This is a genomic window from Streptomyces dengpaensis (genome assembly GCF_002946835.1).
GTDB lineage: Bacteria > Actinomycetota > Actinomycetes > Streptomycetales > Streptomycetaceae > Streptomyces > Streptomyces dengpaensis.
In genome coordinates, this window is the sequence record NZ_CP026652.1 from 1,819,977 (window position 1) to 1,837,466 (window position 17,490).

The 17,490-nt window shown below is 73.0% G+C and carries 14 protein-coding genes and 3 pseudogenes; 8 read left to right on the top strand and 9 right to left on the bottom strand.

Features of this window, described 5'->3' with window-relative positions:
- Positions 1-126: 126 nt before the first annotated feature.
- The 3 genes and pseudogenes from C4B68_RS08370 to C4B68_RS43090 form a co-directional block, all read left to right on the top strand.
- Positions 127-1,284, top strand: coding sequence for a magnesium and cobalt transport protein CorA (locus C4B68_RS08370; RefSeq protein ID WP_180289143.1), 1,158 nt, complete (start codon positions 127-129; stop codon positions 1,282-1,284).
- A 25-nt stretch (positions 1,285-1,309) separates the two neighbouring features.
- Positions 1,310-1,375 (top strand): annotated as a pseudogene (locus C4B68_RS44685) (hypothetical protein); the annotation flags it as partial.
- A pseudogene (locus C4B68_RS43090) lies at positions 1,347-1,526 on the top strand (alcohol dehydrogenase); the annotation flags it as partial. The pseudogenes C4B68_RS44685 and C4B68_RS43090, both read left to right, overlap by 29 nt.
- A 122-nt stretch (positions 1,527-1,648) precedes the next feature.
- On the opposite strand, the pseudogene C4B68_RS08380 reads toward C4B68_RS43090, so the two are convergent.
- The 9 genes and pseudogenes from C4B68_RS08380 to C4B68_RS08425 all read right to left on the bottom strand — a co-directional run.
- Positions 1,649-1,816, bottom strand: a pseudogene (locus tag C4B68_RS08380) (transcriptional regulator); the annotation flags it as partial.
- A gap of 154 nt (positions 1,817-1,970) precedes the next feature.
- Positions 1,971-3,044: an NAD(+)/NADH kinase gene (locus tag C4B68_RS08390; RefSeq protein WP_099498756.1), complete on the bottom strand. Its 1,074-nt coding sequence runs from the start codon at positions 3,042-3,044 to the stop codon at positions 1,971-1,973.
- 25 nt (positions 3,045-3,069) lie between these two features.
- Complete coding sequence (locus tag C4B68_RS08395) at positions 3,070-3,351, bottom strand: hypothetical protein (protein ID WP_143674219.1); 282 nt, start codon at positions 3,349-3,351, stop codon at positions 3,070-3,072.
- A gap of 72 nt (positions 3,352-3,423) precedes the next feature.
- Positions 3,424-4,497 (bottom strand): hypothetical protein, encoded by a 1,074-nt coding sequence (locus tag C4B68_RS08400; protein ID WP_099498758.1) that lies wholly within the window; start codon positions 4,495-4,497, stop codon positions 3,424-3,426.
- The gene (locus C4B68_RS08405) at positions 4,488-5,258 is read right to left on the bottom strand and encodes a thioesterase II family protein (protein ID WP_099498759.1); all 771 of its coding nucleotides are present in this window, start codon (positions 5,256-5,258) and stop codon (positions 4,488-4,490) included. Before C4B68_RS08405 ends, C4B68_RS08400 begins: the two co-directional genes overlap by 10 nt.
- A complete protein-coding gene (locus C4B68_RS08410) occupies positions 5,255-6,355 on the bottom strand; it encodes an alpha/beta hydrolase family protein (protein ID WP_206337072.1) in 1,101 nt (366 codons plus the stop codon). Before C4B68_RS08410 ends, C4B68_RS08405 begins: the two co-directional genes overlap by 4 nt.
- Positions 6,352-7,110: a 2-oxo acid dehydrogenase subunit E2 gene (locus tag C4B68_RS08415; RefSeq protein ID WP_099498761.1), complete on the bottom strand. Its 759-nt coding sequence runs from the start codon at positions 7,108-7,110 to the stop codon at positions 6,352-6,354. The genes C4B68_RS08410 and C4B68_RS08415 overlap by 4 nt, the downstream gene beginning before the upstream one ends.
- Positions 7,107-7,439 carry an acyl carrier protein gene (locus C4B68_RS08420; RefSeq protein ID WP_107475387.1) on the bottom strand — a complete coding sequence of 111 codons (333 nt, stop codon included), beginning with the start codon at positions 7,437-7,439 and terminating at the stop codon, positions 7,107-7,109. Before C4B68_RS08420 ends, C4B68_RS08415 begins: the two co-directional genes overlap by 4 nt.
- The gene (locus tag C4B68_RS08425; RefSeq protein ID WP_206337073.1) at positions 7,429-9,360 is read right to left on the bottom strand and encodes an HAD-IIIC family phosphatase; all 1,932 of its coding nucleotides are present in this window, start codon (positions 9,358-9,360) and stop codon (positions 7,429-7,431) included. The genes C4B68_RS08420 and C4B68_RS08425 overlap by 11 nt, the downstream gene beginning before the upstream one ends.
- A 284-nt stretch (positions 9,361-9,644) precedes the next feature.
- Between C4B68_RS08425 and C4B68_RS08430 the strand changes: the two genes are divergently transcribed.
- From C4B68_RS08430 to C4B68_RS08450, 5 genes are read left to right on the top strand one after another with little or no spacing between them, the layout of a single operon-like run.
- Positions 9,645-10,847: a class I SAM-dependent methyltransferase gene (locus C4B68_RS08430; protein WP_099498762.1), complete on the top strand. Its 1,203-nt coding sequence runs from the start codon at positions 9,645-9,647 to the stop codon at positions 10,845-10,847.
- Positions 10,848-10,896: 49 nt separating this feature from the next.
- Positions 10,897-12,129 (top strand): cytochrome P450, encoded by a 1,233-nt coding sequence (locus tag C4B68_RS08435; protein ID WP_099498763.1) that lies wholly within the window; start codon positions 10,897-10,899, stop codon positions 12,127-12,129.
- Positions 12,126-13,910 (top strand): fatty acyl-AMP ligase, encoded by a 1,785-nt coding sequence (locus C4B68_RS08440; protein WP_099498764.1) that lies wholly within the window; start codon positions 12,126-12,128, stop codon positions 13,908-13,910. Before C4B68_RS08435 ends, C4B68_RS08440 begins: the two co-directional genes overlap by 4 nt.
- Complete coding sequence (locus tag C4B68_RS08445) at positions 13,907-15,799, top strand: acyl-CoA dehydrogenase family protein (RefSeq protein ID WP_099498765.1); 1,893 nt, start codon at positions 13,907-13,909, stop codon at positions 15,797-15,799. The genes C4B68_RS08440 and C4B68_RS08445 overlap by 4 nt, the downstream gene beginning before the upstream one ends.
- Complete coding sequence (locus tag C4B68_RS08450) at positions 15,796-17,490, top strand: acyl-CoA dehydrogenase family protein (RefSeq protein WP_099498766.1); 1,695 nt, start codon at positions 15,796-15,798, stop codon at positions 17,488-17,490. The genes C4B68_RS08445 and C4B68_RS08450 overlap by 4 nt, the downstream gene beginning before the upstream one ends.

Here is a 17,490-nt window from a genome sequence, read left to right on the forward strand (position 1 = left end):
CGAGGACGGATCCGAGGACGGATCCCAGGGCGGATCTCCGGGCGAGTGGGCACGCTCGGGCCGTTTGCCCCGTATATCCTTCTTCGTGATCGCGCAGACGTACGTTCGACCCTGGAGGCGTCCGCGATGTCCGACCGACGCGCCCGCTCATCCGTGTGGCGACGCGGCCTGAACTCACAGGCCGCGCCACCCGCGCCATCCGCGCAGCCTGCGCAGCCCCCGTCCCCTCGCCCCGGCCCACAGGAGCCGGGGACCACCGAGGGCGCCAGCGTCGTACAGGCGGCCCTGTACCGCGACGGCGTGCGTGTCTCGACCCCCTCCTCCCTCGCCGACACCTTCCGCCAGTTGCGCGACGAGCCGGACGGCATGGCATGGATCGGCCTGGCCCGCCCCACGGAGGGCGAACTCTTCTCCCTGGCCGGCGAGTTCGACCTGCACCCGCTCTCCGTCGAGGACGCCATGGAGGCGCACCAGCGTCCGAAGCTGGAGCGGTACGGCGACACGCTCTTCGTGGTCCTGCGTGCCGCGCGCTATCTGGACGCGCCCGAGGAGGTCGACTTCGCCGAGCTGCACGTGTTCGTGGGGCCGGACTTCGTGATCACGGTCCGGCACGGCACGACGCCCGACCTCTCGGCGGTGCGCCACCGCATGGAGGACACCCCCGAGCTGCTGAAACTCGGCCCGGAGGCCGTCCTCTACGCGATCCTCGACGCCGTCGTCGACGGCTACCTCCCAGTCGTCTCCGGCGTCCAGAACGACATCGACGAGATCGAGACCGAGGTCTTCCGCGGCGACCCCGAGGTCTCCCGCCGCATCTACGAACTCTCCCGGGAAATGGTCGAGTTCCAGCGCGCCACCCGCCCGCTGGTCGGCATGCTGCACGGCCTGATGGCCGGTTTCGCCAAGTACGGCACGGACGAGGAACTCCAGCGCTACCTCCGCGACGTCGCCGACCACGTCACCCACACCAGCGAACGCGTCGACGGCTTCCGCCAGGCCCTGACGGACATCCTGACGGTGAACGCGACGCTGGTCACGCAGCAGCAGAACGCGGAGATGCGGGCCCTGGCGGAGGCGGGCTTCCAGCAGAACGAAGAGATCAAGAAGATCTCGGCGTGGGCGGCGATTCTCTTCGCTCCCACACTCGTCGGGACCATCTACGGCATGAACTTCGAGAACATGCCGGAGCTGGGCTGGAGCTTCGGGTACCCCCTTGCGATCGGGCTGATGGGGATTGTCTGCGCCAGTTTGTACGTGATTTTCAAGCGACGGGACTGGCTCTAGACGCCGCGAGCAGATCTACCCGGTCGTGCCGGGCCACGAGATCGCCGGCGTGGTCGCCGCGGTCGGCCCCGCCGCTGTGCGCGGGCATCACCATGTACTCGCCGCTCCGGCGCTTCGGTGCGGGTCCCGGCAAGAAGGTCGCCGTCATCGGCTTCGGCGGACTCGGCCACATGGCCGTGAGGTTCGCCCACGCCATGGGCGCCGAGGTGACCGTGCTGTCGCGGTCGCTGAAGAAGCACGACAAGAGCCGTCGGCGCAGCCGGTGTTCCGGTCCCCCGACGAGGCGTGCGTGCTCAGGGACTGATGTCCGTCGGCTCTAGACGGTCGGCCGCCCAGGAAGCGAGCAGGCGCAGCCCGTCGTGGGCCGCCGCCCCAGGACGACGGCCGGGGTGGCGGTCAGGTCGTCCAGTACCCGCCGAAGCTGCGGCTGCACCTTCTGCCCGACGCGCCGGGGCGGCCGGGCGCCCGCCTTGCCGGCCAGCTCGTACAGGTAGTCGCGCTGGCCGTCACTCAGGTGCAGCACGCGGACGAGCGTCTGTCGGCGTCCTCGACGGTACGGTCGCCCCCGGCCGCGTGTTCGACAGCACCGTCACCCTCGACGAAGTGCCGGACGGTTACCGCGCGATGGACCGGCGCGAGGCCCTCAAGGTCCTCGTCCGTCCCTGACCCTGAGGTCTCCACAGCGGTCAGCGCATGGGGGAGGGACCGTCCGGGCCCCTCAGCAGCGCCAGATGGGCGAGGTCTGCGGGCGGAGGTGTTGTCACCGACCAGAGGGGCGCGGGGGATCCGTCGGCGACCGCGGCCGGGGCGTCGGTCAGGTTCATCCGCTCGCGCAGCCGGCCGTAGAAGTCCATCGGCCCCAGCCGGACAGCCCGCAGTCGGCGCGGGGCCGCGTACACGCCGATCCAGTCCCCCGGATCGAGCACGCCTCGTAGTTGGCCGTCGATGCTGACCGCGGCCGGCCCCGACCGTTCGAGAACCTTCAGGCCGACGGGCTCGTCGGGGGCCGTGACGACCGAGCGGTTGAACGCCATGTGCGGGGCGACCGGCGTGAAGACGAGGGCCTCGGCGCGCGGCGAGATGACGGGTCCGCCGGCCGCGAAGCTGTAGGCGGTCGAGCCGGTCGGGGTGGCCACCAGCAGCGCGTCGGCGGAGTAGGACGCCAGGAGCCGGCCGGCGATGTAGACGCCGACCGACACCTGGCGGTCCCTGGCCAGCTTCTCCAGGACGACGTCGTTGAGGGCGGTGACGTCGAGCGGGATGCCCCACTCGTCGTCGGCCTCGCAGTCGGGGCGCACCTGGGGAGGCGGCAGGAGCGGCCCGCGACCGTACCGCACCCACGCCTCCATGTCTGCCGGCACTTCGAGGCGGCAGGAGGCCCGCAGGGCGAGCAGCATGCGGCTGTCGATCGCGATCCGGTCCTCGCACACCGCGTCCAGCGCCGAACGTACGCAGACGGCCGGCACCTCCGTCAGGAAGCCCAACCGCCCCAGGTCGACGCCCAGGACCAGGGCGTCGTTCTCCGCGGCCACCCGGGCACCACGCAGGAAGGTGCCGTCGCCGCCCAGCGTGACGACGAGATCCGGCTCGCCCGCGGCCTCGGCCTCCTCACGGGCGTCGTGCCGCCCGCCGTCCTGCCACACGTCGATGTCCGTGCACCGCACGGCGTGCTCCTCGCACCACGCGCGCACCACACAGGCCGCCTCCACGGCCTCCGCGCGCCCGCTGTGCACGACCAGGCCGACTCGGCTCACCGTCATCTCTGACTCCTCCGGGACAGGTCGGTCACCACGTCGTGGTGAGAGTACGGAGCGTGGCCCACGGGTCGCCCTCGCGGGCGTCGTCGGTGGCCAGTCGGAGCCGCCAGTTCACGCGGGTGCCGTACACGGTCGCGTCGGTGACGGTCCGGATGACGAGGCGGGCGGCCCGGTCGCGTGGGTCGTCCGGCGAGGAGGAGCGGTCACGGCCCTCGTCGGATCTGCGGGATCGAACCCGCGCGGGCATACCCATGGACGGTGACGCCCCGAAGGCGGCGCAGCCTGGGTCCACGGATCCGGGGTGAGCCATGTCGGACAAGAGTATCGCCGACCTGGCGGTCTGCGCAGGCGACGCCGTCTGCCGTCAAGCGGCGAAAGGGCCTCAGGCCGAGTTGCGGTACCGGCGGGCGCGCAGGGCGGCGATGCCGTCCCGGTCGGCCCGTACGATCCAGCGGTACGGGGGACGGGTCTCCTTGCGGGCGCTGGGCACCCAGCCGCGACGGATCCACGTGTAGAGCGTGATGGTGGGCATGGAGAGCTCGATCGCGAGGTCCCGCAGCCACCATTCGTCGGGGCCGGGTTCCTCGCCCTCGGCGGGCCCGCGGCGGTAGCGCGTGGGGAGCGGGACGCTGAGGTCTTCGTGGAGGAGGCGCTGGACGGTGGGCAGGCTGATCCGTTCCTCGCGGCCCGGGGCCTGGGTGAAGCCCTCGTCCTGGAGACGCCGGGTGATGGAGGGGGCCGGAAGTCCTTGGTTCGCGAGCTGGCCGATGCGTTCGAGCAGCTGGGGGTAGTAGTCGGGGAGCTGCCAGGGGACGGAGCGGCCCGGTGCGAGCCGGTGTCTGCTGGAGCAGAGCACGGTCAGGTCGTCTCCGGCGAAGGCGACGGCGCGGACGACGTCGCGATGGCAACCGTGCGCGGTGAGGGCCCGCCGCAGAGACTCCCGCAGCCCGGCCAGGGCCTCCGGGCGAACGGCCCCCTCGGGCTCGGCCAGCAGGTACCAGCGAGCGGTCGGGGCGTCGTCCGTCTGGGCGCGTTCCAGCAGCTGGGTCGCCAGCCGCCGCGCCGGGCCCTGGCCGGGGGGCAGGGGCCCGGCGGACGTCTGCGGCGCGGCCGGGGCGGGGGCGAGCACGGCACCGGTGGAGAACAGCGGGTTCTCGGGCTGGCGGGCGTGTTGTCGTTCCGGCTGCTCGGACTGACTGGTGTCTCGCGGTGCCGGCCCGTCGGACGGCCAGGCGTCCCGCCGCTCCGGGCCCCCAGGCATACGGGTGTCCCGTCGTTCCGGCCCCCCGGGCGTACTGGTGTCTCGCGATGCCGGCCCCTCCGACGGCCGGGCGTCCCGCCGCTCCGGCCCCTCGGGGGTACGGGACTGCGCCGCGGCCTCGGGGCGCGTCGTCAGGATGCACCAGAGCGCGGGTGGCTGGGCGGAGCGCAGCACGGAGACTTCGATCAGGCGCATGCGGGGTCGCTCCAGACGGTCCAGGGCGCGGCCAGCCGGATCTCGGCCACCACTTCGCTGGTGATGTCCGGCAGGGCGGCGCCCAGAAGGTAGAAGTGTCCGCCGGGGAAGTACCGCCAGCGGCAGACGTCGCGGGTTTCCCGGGCCCAGTCGCCCATCTCCGACCGGGGAGCCCAGGGGTCGGCGGTTCCGCCGAACACGGTCAGGGGGCACGACAGGGCAGGGCGGCCGGGGGACGGTGCGTAGGACTCGGCGGCGTACAGGTCGGCACGGGTGAGGCCGAGGAGTCGTACGGCGATCTCGGGCACCTCGGCCAGCGGGCGCGGGACGCCGCCCATCTCGACCAGGGTGCTCAGGAGCGCGTCGTCGGCGAGATCGGTGAGCCGGCCGGACGGACGCCGGCTGGGCGGCCGGTGCCCGGAGACCCCGACCCATACGGGCTGATGTCCGGCCTGGGCGCGGGCCCTGGCCGTCTCCAGGGCGACGACGGCACCGAAGCTGTGTCCGAAGAACGCGGTCGGCGCGTCGTTCCAGGGGTCCAGGTCGGCCAGGACCTGACGGAGCACGGCCGCCGCGTCCCGCAGGGCTGGCTCCGCGTGCCGTCGGCCGCGGCCGGGCAGGTCGTACAGCAACAGGTCCCAGTCGTCCGGGAGTTGACGGCCCATGCGGTGGTACGACCCGGCGGAGCCGCCCGCGTGGTGAAAGCCGACCAGCCGCAGAGCGGGGGTGTCCACGGGGCGGGGCCGGATGAAGGCGTTCATGAGCGGCGCCCTCCGCGAGCCGCGGGCAGCAGTGGCCGGAGCGCTCCGAGAGCCCGCGCCGCGCGGGGACGCCCGGCGTGGGCCAGGATCGCGCTCAGGATGATGGCCCGGGTCTGCACGACATGGTGCGGAGAGCCGTGGACGTCGTCGAACGCGTGCACGCGCCAGCGAGGGTTGAGCGCGGCGGCGCGGCGCCACTCCGCGGTGGGGATGATCTCGTCACGGAGGCTGGCGACGTAGTGCACCGGAATCTCCAGAGCCGCCAACTGGTCCTGGTTCAGGGCGAGTTCGGACAGGTGCGCGTCGAGGGCCCCCGGAGACAGCCGGCAGGCACGCTCCAGCGCGGTACGGGTGATGCGGGGCATCTCGTCGCGCACGCGGGAATCGGTGAAGAACTTCCGCAGCGGGGCTCCCACCGTGACAACACCCTGGATACGAGGGTCGGCGGGCGCCTGTGTGAGGGCGAGGTGGCCGGCGAAACTCGGGGCCACGACGAGCGTACGGTCGCCGTCGCAGTCACCGCCGACCGCGTCGATCACGGCGCTGAACACCTGTCCGGCGGTGCGGGAGTAGGGCAGCCGGTTCTCGCCCACGCCGGGGAAGTCCGCGATGGCCACCGCACATCCGGCTCTCGGTACGGCGGCGAGCAGGCTCCCCCACTGTTCTTTGAGGGAGACGATCCCGCCCATCATCACGACGAGCGGGGCCGAGCGCCGGGGGCCGGGGCGGAAGAGGACGGTGACCTCCCGCCCCTCGTGGACGAGGGTCTGCCGGCGGCCGTGCCGGGGGCCGCGCAGCAACCCGCGCAGGCTCTGGGCGGCCAGCTGTTCGGCACGCCGTTTGGCCGCGGTGTCGGCACAGGGGAAGCGGGCGAGGTTGTAGTGGTCGGCGGCGGCCTGGTGACGACCGCGGCTCTGGTGCTCCTCGGCGAGACGGGACCATTCGGCGAGCCAGCTGCCCGGCTGGTCACCGTGGAGTGCGGTGATGCGGCGCAGTGTGTCCTGGACCCGGCGGGTACGCAGGCCCATGTGCCGGGCGTGCAGTCCTACGAACTTCTTGGCCTCGGCGAGTTCGAGCGCGGCGGATGAGTCGGTCACGGGATTTCCCATGTTTCGAGACGGCGTTTGACCTGGGCGAGCACCTGGGAGGCCAGGGCTCCGTCGAGTACGCGGTGGTCGAACGCGAGCGAGAGGGTGAAGGCGGGGGCGACGGCCAGGGCGTGGTCGCGTACGACCGCGGTCTCGGCGATCCGGCCGACGCCGAAGCCGAGGGGGCCGGAGATCATGGGCAGCACGGCGCGTACGGGCTCGTGGCCGACGGAGGTCACCGAGAGCGTCCCCTGTACCTGGGCACGGCGCTTCGGGTCACGCAGGGCCAGTCCGTACAGCAGGCGGGCGGCGGGCGCCGGCAGGCGCTGCAGCCGCAGGGCCGCGCGGAACGGGCCGTCGTCGCTGAGCGGGGCGTTCTTGTAGGTGTCCACCCGGCGTTGGATCTCGTCCACGCTCAGGAGTTGGGCCGCCGCAACGGTGCCGGACATGACGCAGCGCGCGCCGTCGTCGTCGGTACGGTCGAAGAGGATCTTGACGTGGATGTCGTCCAGGACGGCCAGCCTGGGGTGCAGCCGGCCGCCGAGCAGCAGCGCGCCGGCCTGCGGATGGGCGGCGACGGCGTCGGCGGCGGCCTTGGCGACGAAGCTGATGTACGAGAGGTGGGGAGCCTCGGCGCGGGCCCGGACCAGCGCGGTGGCGTCGACGTCCGCCAGGAGATGGACGTGGCAGGTCCGGCGGGCCACCCCCAGGAAGGCCCAAGTGCCCCTGCGTGCCCGGGGCAGTGCGGAGGCGACGGCGTTCACGCGAGGCCGGCCATGGTGTGCCGGGCGAGGCTGGTCAGTTGGCCGAGGGAGGCCGCGCTCAGGAACCTGTCGTAGTCGAGGGAAGCGGCCAGGTCCCGTTCCAGGTGAAGCAGAAGCCGCATCTGGTTGACCGAGTCCCAGCCCTCGATGTCGGCGAGCAGGGTGGCCGGTGTCAGTCCTGCCTCGTCCACCTCCAGCAGGTCGGCGACGATCCGGGTGACGTTCACGGCTACGGCGTCGTAATCGAGGCGCTCGGGGTCGAGGGGCCCGGGATCGAGGGTTCCGGAATCGAGGCGCTCGGAATCGAGGCGCTCGGAATCAATGGGCATGGAAGGCTCCTTCGGGTTCGGCGACCCCGATCCAGCGAGGCGGGTCCGCGATGTCGTCCAGGTCGTGACGGAAGTCCTGACGGACGTCCTGGCCGGTGTCCTGGCGGACGTCCTGGCCGGACGCGACCTGGCCGGACGCGGCCTCGATGAAGCCGTGCCGGAGATAGAAGTCGGCGAATCGGTGGTTCTTGGGCGTGGGGTGAAATGCCGCCAGCACCGCCGGGGCCCCGCGCCGCCGGGCGGCCCGCAGCAGCAGGGCGACGAGGCAGTCCTCGACGCCGCGTGAGAAGACCCGGCAGCTCAGCACCAGGTTGTCGATCCGCCAGCCGCCCCGCGGTTCGGCACTGAGCGCGAGGGCGGCGATCAGGCCGTTGTCGCCGAACCGGTCGGTGAGCCGGGCGGCGTAGAAGCCGGCGCCCGCGGCGGGCCGGGCGATGTCGTCGACAGTGAAGCGGCGGCCGGTCAGGTTGAACTGGTTGGTCTTGCCGAAGAGCTGGCTGATGCGCTCGGTGTTCAGCGGGCCCGCCGCCTCGACGGTCAGCCGCGAGCCGAGATCCTGGAGGTACTCCTCAAGGTCGGCGGCGTTGTCGCGCGCCTCGGCACGGCGGGCGCCCGCCTGGTAGAGGCGGGCGCGGTCCCGGTCCTCCCCGGTGAGGGCGAGGACGCCGAAGTCACCGCGGGCGGCCACGTGGGCGGCGAAGCCGGCCGCGTCGGGCGGTAGTTCGACCGTCGTCACCTCGGGCAGGGCGCGGCGCATCAGGCCGCGCTCGACGGGCGAGTCGTCGACGAAGACCAGCGCGTCCCGGCCGAGGTTCAGCTCGGTGGCCAGCTCGCGTACGTTGCCGGGCTTGGGCGCCCAGTTGGCGCGTACCGCCGCGAAGGAGGACGGCGACAGGACCATGTCCGGGTGGGTGGCGACGGCCTCGCGGACCGTGTCGTCGTCGTTCTTGGAGGCGATCGCGAGGACCACCCCCTGAGCCGCCAGGTCACGGGCCAGTTCCTGGAGTTCCTGGTGGGCCGAACCGGGATAGGCCCCGCCGATCCGCAGCGCGGCGAGGCCGTCGTCACCGAGGATCCCGCCCCAGAGGGTGTCGTCCAGGTCCAGCACCAGGCACTTCTTGGCGCCGCCCAGCTGGGCGCGCGCCACGCGGGACAGTTCGTCGGCGTACGCCCGCAGGAACTCCGGCGCGTAGACCTGTCCCGCGATGTGACGCATGCGGTGGCTGCCGAAGACCGTGCCCCCGGCGTGCGCGGCGATTCCCGTGTAGGACAGGACCACGGTGGCGGGCAGCGCGCCGCCGATGTCCAGGATCTCGGCGTTCATCCGGTACCAGGCGGCGTCGAGCCGGGCCTTGGTGCGGTAGTCCACGATCCGGTCGCGGCTCAGCGGACTCAACGGGACGGTGCACAGGACGGTGAGGCCGCCCAGCAGTTCATGGCAGGCGGCGGTCCACTCGCGCAGGGTGCCGGGGAAGGCGGCGCAGGCCGCTTCGACGGCGTCGATGTCCAGCGGGTCGGCGATCCGGCCGTAGAGGGCGTGGTCGTCGAGGAGCAGCGCCGTCAGATCCGGCCGGTGGTCCTTCAACTCCGGTGCGCCGGACATGATTTCCCACTGCCACTGGTCGAATCCGGCCGACCGGACGTCGGGGAGGATCCCGTCGCGGACCATGGCCGCGGTCAGCAGGTGGGGCAGCTGGTGCAGGGTGGAGCTGCCGAGCAGCGCGACACGCCCCCCGGTGAGTCCGGGAACGCCGCTCAACTGCTCGTGTGCCGTCGGCGCGGAGAGCAGGGCTCCCGCGGCTTCCAGGTCCAGCGGGTCCACGAGTTCGCCCAGTAGTGCGCGCGTGCGACCCGGGTCGCGGGCCAGACCCTCGCGCTTGAGGGCACGCAGTTCGGCCAGGGGTGGTACGGCGTGAGTCACGGCTTCCTTCCTCGGTCCTCGGGTCTTGTGGTCTTCGGGTCCTGGGGTCCTGGGGTCCTCGGGGCTTCGGGTCCTCGGCTGAGGAAAAGCCCGCCTCCGCCGGACAAGCCGGGGGAAAGCCATCGGGCGGAGGCGGAGCAGCGGGAACACCGTAGGAAGCCGTCCTTGTGCGCCGCTTGTGCACGGTCCGGTGGCCGGTCCTAGTCGTTCCTAAGCCCCCTCCCCCAGGGTTTGGCCGGCGGTTGTCGCCGCGAATACCCCGACGGACTTGAGGAGGGTCGGCCATGAGGAGTACCTCCGCGTGGGACGGCTACGAGGACTGGGAAGCGGTCGAGACCCTGGTGACCGCGGTGGGAGCCGGCCCGCGGCGACTGGCCGCCGCGGTCGGCGAAATCGGTTTCGAGCGGTCGGCGGCCGTCGCGGTGCGAGAGATCCCGCTGCGCTGGGACCCGCCCTGGCAGGCGGCACCGGCGACAACACACCTACGGATCCGCCACGACGGCCGGCCGCACGACGGGCAGTCCCCCGGCGGGCAGTCGGTCGACTACGCCGTTCAGGCCTATGACGGCCGGGTCCAGGTGGCCCCGGGCCGCCCGTCGCAGACGACGGCCACGGTCACGTACGAGGTCTGCGAGCTGCTGCGGTCGCTCTTCGGACCGCGTGACGGCCTGCGCCCGGCCCCGCCCCAGGTGGAGATCGCCTGGCCGGAAGTGAGTGAACTGGCCATGTTGGCCAAGGAGATGGGCCCTTCGGTGCAGGGAGTGGAAGCCCTGCTGGCCGCCTGCTCGGCCACCGGCGGCGACCTGGGCCGGTGGGCGGTGACGGCCGGTTCCGACAAGTGGGGCGGCGTGCACTGGTACACGCGTCACTACGAACGGCACTTCCGGGCGCTGCGCGACGAGCCGGTGAAGGTGCTGGAGATCGGCGTCGGCGGATACGACGACGAGTCCTTTGGCGGCGGATCACTGCTGATGTGGCAGCGGTACTTCCGGCGCGGCCTGGTGTACGGCCTCGATCTGTACCGCAAGCCGGAGACGCTCGGGCCGCGCGTCAGGACCGTCCAGGGTGACCAGAACGACCCGGAGTTCCTCGCCTCCCTGGCGGCGGAACTGGGCCCCTTCGACATCGTCATCGACGACGGCAGCCATGTGAACGGCCATGTGCGTACGTCGTTCGAGGCGCTCTTCCCGCAGGTGCGCGAGGGCGGCCTCTATGTCGTGGAGGACATCCAGACCTCGTACTGGCCCGGATACGGCGGCAGCACGCTCGGCACCCAGGACGCCGGCACCAGCCTGGGCCTGATGGCGTCGCTGGTGGATCTGCTGCACCACCGCGAGTACCGCTCCGACGACTCGGCTCAACTGCCCTATGCGGCACACCACATGACCGGCCTGCACTTCTACCACAACGTGGCGTTCGTGGAGAAGGGCGCGAACCACGAGCAGCCCAGTCCCGGCTGGATCCCCCGCGAGGCGTTCCCCGCCTGATCCCGCTGCCCCGGGCAGGCCCTAGTCCCATCCCGACTTGGAGGCATTGATGACCCTCGCCGCAGCCCCGGCCGCCGAGGCCGCACTGCTCGACATGATCACTTCCGAGGGCAAGGAGGATCCGTTCCCCGCGTACGACCGGCTCCGCGACGCCGCGCCGGTCTTCCCCAGTGAGCTCGGGGCGTGCTTCGTGTCGACCTACCCGGAGTGCAGGGAGGTGCTGCTCGGCGACGCGTTCGGCATGGCGGACTCCCTCTGGTTCGACGCGAACCAGCCCGGCTGGCGCGAGCACCCGCTGCTGCGGCACGTCTACTCCACCATGATCGGGAACAACCCGCCCGATCACTCCCGGCTCCGCCGGCTGGTCTCGTACGCGTTCACCGCCCGGCGCATCGAGAGCCTGCGGTCCTACATCACCGAACTCGCCGACGGCATCCTGGAATCGCTGGCCGGGCAGGCCGCTTCGGGCGAGCCGGTGGATATTCAGTCGGCGCTCGCGCTGCCGATCCCGATCGCGGTGATGGCGCAGCTGCTGGGCGTACCCGAGCAGGACCTGCCGCCGTTCCGCGACTGGGTCCGCAAGTGCGGGGTGATGTTCGAGGTCGTGGTGAGCGAGGAGGAGCTGGCCGAGGGGGATGCCGCCTTCCTGGCCATCCGCGAGTACTTCTCCGAGCTGATCGAGGAACGGCGCCGTGACCCGCGCGACGACATGACGTCGGCCCTGGTGGCGGTCCGCGACACCGACGGGGACCGGCTGACCGAGGACGAACTGGTCGACACCCTGGTGCTGTTGTTCGCCGCCGGGTTCGAGACGACCGCCGGCATGATCGGCAACGCGGTGGTGGCCCTGGACCGGAACCCCGCCCAGCTCGCCCGGCTCCGCGAGGAGCCCGGCCTGCTGGGTCCGGCCGTCGACGAACTCACCCGCTTCGACGGCTCCATCCAGATGTCCCGGCGGGTGGCTCTGCGGGACACCGTGGTCGGCGGGGTGCCGCTGTCCAAGGGGACGCCCGTGGTGGCTCTGCTCGGCGCCGCCAACCGCGACCCGGAGCACTTCCCCGACCCCGGCCGGCTCGTCCTGGACCGCGCCGACGAACGGCCCCTCAGCTTCGGGCTCGGCGCGCACTACTGCCTGGGCGCGGCCCTGGCGCGCATCGAACTCGAAGTGGTGCTGGGCCGGCTCTACGCCTGGTATCCCGGCGTGCGCCTGGCCGGTTCCCCGACGCGGGTGCCCGGCCTCGCCCTGCGCCGCTTCTCATCGGTCCCGGTGACGCTGCGATGAGCGCCCCGGACACGGCACACGGGATCACCGGCACCCTGCCGGCCCTCGTCGCCTCGCACGCCGGTGCCGCCGGCTCGCGGATCGCGCTCACGTTCCTGGCGGACCCCCGCGACGAGGAGGCCCGCGCGGACCTCACGTACGCCGGACTGGACCGGGCCGCACGGCGGATCGGTGCCCGGCTGTCCGCGCTGGGCGCGGCGGGCCGGCCCGTGCTGGTCCTGCACGGGCCGGGGCTCGCCTTCGCCCAGAGCCTGCTGGGCTGTCTGTACGCCGGGGCGGTGGCGGTGCCCGCGCCGATGCCCGGCCGGCAGCGGCGGGACCGGCAGCGGCTTGCCGGGATCGTCCGCGACTGCGGGGCGCGGCTGGTGGTCACCGACGCCTCCGGGGAGGCCGAGGTACGGCAGTGGCTCGCGGAGGCGGAGTTGACGATTCCGTGCGAGGTCGCCGACGCCGCGCCGGCCGGTGATCCGGACTGGTCGCCGCTCCGGGTGGGGGCCGACGACCTGGCGCTGCTGCAGTACACCTCGGGATCGACCAGTGACCCCAAGGGGGTGATGGTCTCGCACGGCAACCTGATCCACAACGCCCGGGACATCGCGGCGACCCTGGGCAGCGACGCCGGGACCCGCTTCGGCGGCTGGCTGCCGCACTACCACGACCTCGGTCTGATGGGCATGCTGCTCCAGCCGCTCTTCCACGGCGGCAGCAGTGTCTTCATGGCCCCGGTGAGCTTCGTCAAGCGGCCCCTGTCCTGGCTGCAGATGATCGACCGGCACGACATCCACCTGTCCGGCTCCCCCGACTTCGGCTACGCGCTGTGCCTGAACCGGCTGACCGACGGGCAGGTCGCCGGACTCGATCTGTCCCGCTGGCGGGTGGCGGTCAACGGCGCCGAGCCCGTGCGCTCGCGGACCATCGCCGAGTTCACCCGGCGCCTCGCCCCGGCCGGACTGCGGCCGCAGGTCATGCTGCCCTGCTATGGCATGGCCGAGGCCACCCTGATCGTCACCGGCGACCGGCCCGACCGGGCGCCCGTGACCGTCCCCGTGCTCACGGACGCGCTGCAGCAGGGCGAGTTCGTACCGGCGCCGCACAGCGAGTTCGTACCGGCGCCCCGGGACGACCGGCCGGACGGCGCGCGGCGGGGCGTGCGTGAACTGGTCAGCAGCGGCCCGGTGGCCGGGCGTGACGTGGCGGTGGTGGACCCCGCCGACGGCACCGTGCTGCCGGAGGGGCGTACGGGCGAGATCTGGGTGCGCGCCCGCAGTGTCGCCGGCGGCTACTGGGAACGGCCCGAGGCCACCGCCCGCACCTTCCACGCCACCACGGCCGACGGCCGCACCGGCTACCTGCGCACCGGCGACGTCGGGGTCGTCCAGGACGGCGAGCTGTTCGTCATCGGGCGGCTCAAGGACGTCCTCATCGTGCAGGGCCGCAATCTGAGCCCGCAGGAGATCGAGGACGAGACCGGGGCGGTCCATCCCGCTCTGACGCGCGGTGCCGCAGCCGCGTTCTGCGACGAGGACGAACGGGTCGTGGTCGTCCAGGAGATCCGCCCGCACGGCCTGGGCCCCGGCGAACTGGCCGGCATCCGCGAGCGCGCGACGCTGTGCCTGGCCCGCGAGTTCGGCATCGGAGGCGCCCGGGTCCTGCTGGCCCGGCCCGGCACCGTACTGCGCACCACCAGCGGCAAGATCCGGCGCTCGGCGATGAAAGAGCTCTACGCGTCAGGGGAACTGCGGACGCTGGAGCACGCCCTCGCCGACGGGGAGCGGCCGTGACCGCCCCGGACCGGACGGCCGACCCCGGGGCCACGCCGGCACCGGAGCGGACGGCCGCCCCCGCGCCGAACCAGACCGTCACCCACGCCGTCGGCCCCGCGCCCTACCGGCCTGCCCTGGTGGCCCGGCGCTGGGAGCGGGTCCTGGGTGACCCGGACGAAGCGGACGGAGCGTTCTCGTACGCCCGTCTCGCCCGGCTCGACGAGGACGACGCGTTCCCCGTCGAGGCCTGTGCCGCGCTGGACGAAGCCGGGCTGCCCGCCGCCTATGTGCCGACGCGGCTGGGTGGCGCGCTGGGCGCCTACGACGAGGTGCTGGCGGTGATGCGTACGGTCGCCCGGCGGGATCTGACCGTCGCCGTGGCCCACGCGAAGACCTATCTGGGCGCGGTGTCCGCGTGGGTGGGCGCCGGCTCCGGCCAGGCCCGCGCGCTCGCCGCCGACGTGCTGGCCGGAGGTGTCGTGGCCTGGGGCCTGACCGAAGCGGACCACGGCAGCGATCTGCTGGCCGGTGAGGTCACCGCGCTGCCGGGTCCCGACGGCTATCGGCTGCACGGCGAGAAGTGGCTGATCAACAACGCCACCCGGGCACGGACGGTCTGCGTACTGGCCCGCACCGACCCGGCCGGCGGGCCGCGCGGCTTCAGCCTGCTGCTCGCCGACAAGCGGCAACTGCCGTACGGGCCCGGCGGATACCGCACGCTGCCCAAGGTCCGCACCCACGGCATCCGCGGGGCGGACATCAGCGGTATCGCCTTCGACGGCGCCACGGTCCCCGCCGACGCTGTGATCGGAGGGGAGGGCGCCGGTCTGGAGATCGTTCTGAAGAGCCTTCAGCTGACCCGGACGATGTGCTCGTCGCTGTCCCTGGGGGCCGGCGACCACGCGCTGGCGCTCGCCGTCGGCTTCATGGCGGACCGACGGCTCTACGGGCGCCTGTTGCCGGAGCTGCCGCAGGCCCGGCACAGCCTCGGCGAGGCCGTCGCCGACCTGCTGTGCGCCGAGGCGGTGAGCGTGGTGACCAGCCGCTCCATCCACACCCTCACCGGAGAACTGGCGGTCGCCTCCGCGGCCACCAAGTATCTGACGCCCACCCTCGCGGGCGGCGCCGTCGACCAGCTGGGACGGATCCTCGGCGCGCGGGCCTTCCTGTCCGGGGTGTACGCCCACGGCATGTTCCAGAAGGTGTCCCGCGACCATCGCATCGTCGGCCTGTTCGACGGCAGCACCGTGGTCAACCTGCACGCCCTCATCAACCAGTTCCCCGCACTCGCCCGCGGCCACCGTCGCGGCACCGCCGACCGCGCGGGCGTCGCCACGGCGGCGACCCTCACCGCCACGCTGCCCGAACTGGACACCGCCCAGCTGTCGTTGACGGCCCGCGGCGGCTCCAGCCTGGTCCAGTCCCTGCCCGACACGCTCGCCGGACTCCCGCCGCGCGTCGCCCGGGCGGCCGACCGGGTGCGGGCCGCCTCGTCGGACCTGCACGAAGAACTGGCCGCCCACCGGCCGTCCGCCGTCCGGGTGCCCAGCGCCGCCTTCGCCCTCGCCGAACGCTACTGCGCCCTGTACGCCGCCGCCGCGGCCCTGCACCTGTGGACGCGCAACCACCGCTGGATCGCCGCCATCGCGTCCGGTCCCACCCTCGCCCTGTGGGACGACGGCCTCTGGATCGAGGCGGTCCTCCGGCGGCTGCTGCCCCGGATCACCGGCCACCCGTCCGGCTCCGACGACACCCGGGCCGGCTCCGACGACACCCAGCAGGCCCACGCCCGCCTCGCGGACCTGGCCCTGGCCCACCGCGACCCCGCGTCCGGCGGCCCGGTGCTCTCCCTGCTGCCCCACGGCGACGCGTCCCACGGACACCCCGTACGAGGTGAGTTGGCATGACCACAGCGCTGGAAACGCTGCTCGGCGATCCGTGGGACACCGGCAACCCGCTGGGATACGAGGCGGTGGTCGCGGCCGACGAAGCGGCCCGGCTCCCGTCCGGGGGCGAACGGCTGCTGGACTCGTACGGGCTCGGCGCGGAGTTCGTCCCGGCCTCCCTGGGCGGACGGCTCAGGGACATCGACACCATGGCCCGGGGGCTGCGTCCGCTCTTCCGGCGCGACGGCGCGCTGGGACTGGGCTACGGCGTCACCTCCTTCATGGCCGCCGTCAACGTCTGGACCTCAGGCGACCCCCAGCAGCAACGGTGGCTGGCCGACACGCTGCTGAAGGGCGGCAAGGCCGCCGTCTGCTTCCACGAACTCGCGCACGGCAACGACTTCGGGCAGCAGGAGTTCACCGCCCGCCCCGACACCGGATCACTGGTGCTCGACGGGCGCAAGGAAGTGATCAACAACATCGGCCGGGCCCAGGCCTTGGTGCTGTTCGCCCGTACGAGTCCCGGCGCGGGCAGCCGCAGTCACTCGCTGCTCCTGGTCGACCCGTCCGCCCTGCGGCCCGCCTCGATGCGCCCGATGCCGCGGTTCGCCACGGTCGGGGTGCGGGGATGCGAGCTGGGCGGCGTGGAGTTCACCGGCTGCCGGGTCCCGGGCACCAGCGTGATCGGCCCGGCCGGCAGCGGGATGGAGACCGCGCTGCGGGCGTTCCAGATCACCCGCGCTGCCCTCCCGAGCATGGCGCTCGGCACCCTGGACACCCAGCTGCGGGTCACCGTGCGCTTCGCCCAGGAGCGCCGACTGTACGGAGGGTCGGTCGCCGGCCTGCCGCACGCGCGGTCCATCCTGGCGCACGCCTTCGCCGACCTGCTGACCACCGACTGCCTGACCACGGCCGCCTGCCGGGCGCTGCACCTGCTGCCGGGTGCGGCGGGACTGTACGCGGCGGCGGCCAAGTATCTCGGGCCCCGGATCCTGCTGGACGCGGCGGACGCGCTGTCGGTGGTGCTGGGAGCCCGGCACTATCTGCGCGAGGGTCAGTACGCGATCTTCCAGAAGCATCTGCGTGACCTGCCGGTGCTCAGCCTCGGGCACGCCGGACCGCTGGCCTGCCTGGCGTCGGTGGTCCCCCAACTGCCCGGCCTGGCCCGCCAGTCGTGGACCACGGAGGGCTCCCCGCCGCCCGACTCCCTGTTCGCCGCCGGGGATCCGCTGCCACCTCTGCGGTACGACCGGCTGGCGCTGAGCGCCCGCGGGCAGGACCCGCTGGGAGCCGCCTGGCCCGCCCTCGGCCGGGCCGTGGTCCGTGAGAGCGGCGAGGGCGACGGTCATCTGGGCGCGCTGGTCGGCCTGTTGACCGATCGGTTCACGGAACTGACCCGGCGGTGTGCCGAGTTGCCGCGCAAGGAGCGCACCGTCACGGCCGGTCCGCAGGGGTTCGGCGCCGCCGAGCGGTACGCGGTGCTGCTCGCCGCCGCCGCCTGCGCGGGGACATGGCTGCACGCCCGCCGGCGCTCCGACGCCTTCCTGGGCGGCACCGCGTGGCTCACCGCCGCGCTGCACCGACAGGCCGCGCGCCTCGGGGCCGCCCCGGGGCACCTGCCCATCACCGTCGAGGACGAACTGCTGCGGGAACTGTTCGAGCGCCATGACCGACGTGCCGGGTTCGACCTCGACTGCCTGCCCCTCGCCTGA